At 67.9% G+C, this 1,565-nt stretch carries 1 protein-coding gene; it reads left to right on the forward strand.

Annotation, left to right across the window (positions count from 1 at the left end; genetic code table 11):
• Positions 1-1,464: S1 family peptidase (locus ACX9I7_RS32575; RefSeq protein ID WP_459389396.1), on the forward strand; the 1,464-nt coding region annotated here is incomplete at its 5' end.
• Positions 1,465-1,565: the final 101 nt, after the last annotated feature.

Below are 1,565 nucleotides of genomic sequence, written 5' to 3' on the forward strand. Positions count from 1 at the left end.
CGGCTCGACATCGGCGACGGCAAGCGCAGCTGCACCGGCGCGCTGGTGGAGAGCCAGTGGGTGCTCACCGCCGCCAGCTGCTTCGCCGACGACCCCTCCCAGGGCTTCCGCATCACTGGCGGCGCCCCCAAGATGAAGACGAAGGTGACCGTCGGCCGCACCGACCTCACCCGGGAGACCGGCACCACCGTCGAGGCCGAGGAGCTTGTCCCGCGCGGCGACCGTGACCTCGTCATGGTCAAGCTCAAGAGCGCGGTCTCCGATGTCATGCCCGTCTCCTTGGCCAACTACGCGCCCAAGCAGGGCGACGAGTTCCGCGTCGCCGGTTACGGCCGTACCAAGGACGAATGGCTGCCGGAGCGCCTGCACCACGCCGCCTTCAGCGTGAGCGGAGTCTCGGCCGCAGGTGTCGAGCTCAACGGCACCTCCGCCGATGGCGCCCTCTGCAAGGGCGACACCGGCAGCCCCGCGTTCCGCGAGGCCAACGGCAAGGTCGAGCTGGCCGCCATCAACACCAACTTCTGGCAGGGCGGCTGCTTCGGCACCGACGAGAGCGAAACCCGCAAGGGCGCCAACGCCAGCCGTGTCGACGACATCGCCGACTGGGTCCAGGAGACCTACGCCCGCACGCTGCTGTCCCGCTCCGACTGGAAGAACGCCCGCCACCTGGCGTCCGGTCACTTCACCGACGGCGGCGCGACGAACAGCAAGCGTCGCATGGACCTGTTCGTCATCTGGGCCGACGGCTCCGCCTCCCTCTTCCAGGGCTCCGACGGCAGCGACCCGAAGTCCCCCTTCGTCGCCGAGTACAAGCTGGCCGGTGCGGGCAGCTACTGGAAGAACGCCAGGACCATCACCGGCGGCCGCTTCACCGAGAACGGCAGCGACGGCATCACCGTCCGCTGGGAGAACGGCAAGCTCTCGACGTACACCCACGTCGACGCCAAGGGTGTTCACGACGAGAAGACCCTGGCCGAGCCCGGTTCCTGGTGGTCGCACGCCAAGATGATCACGGCTGGCCGCTTCACGGGCAACGCCCTGCGCGACGACCTGCTCGTCCTGTGGGAGAACGGCTCCACCTCGATGTACTCCGACACCGACGTCAACGGTGTCAAGAAGGAGACCCAGCTGACCCAGGCCAGCGACGGCTGGAAGTACGACGCCCTGCAGATCGGCGCGGGCGAGTTCGCCGGCAAGAAGACCGCTGACCTGATGGTCCAGTGGAAGGACGGCCAGAACCAGGTCTTCCCCGGGGTCGACGCCGCCGGCTACCACGGCCGGACCGAGGTCCGTCCCGAGAAGTCCGCCTGGAAGAACATCGCGCAGATGACGGTGGGTAACTTCACCTCCGCCAACGGCGGCCCGAGCGACCTGCTCATCCGCTGGAGCGACGGCAACCTGAGCTACTACCCGGGCGTGACCGGCACCAGTACCCCGAAGGGCGAAGTCCAGCTCGTCGGCTGAGCTACTTCGCATCGCAGGGCCGCCCCTTCGACCACGGGGCGGCCCTCCCCTTTTCGCCACCTTCCTGAACCATCCCCAGGAGCAATCCTTCATGTTTGACA

It is taken from the genome of Streptomyces sp. L500 (genome assembly GCF_054551825.1).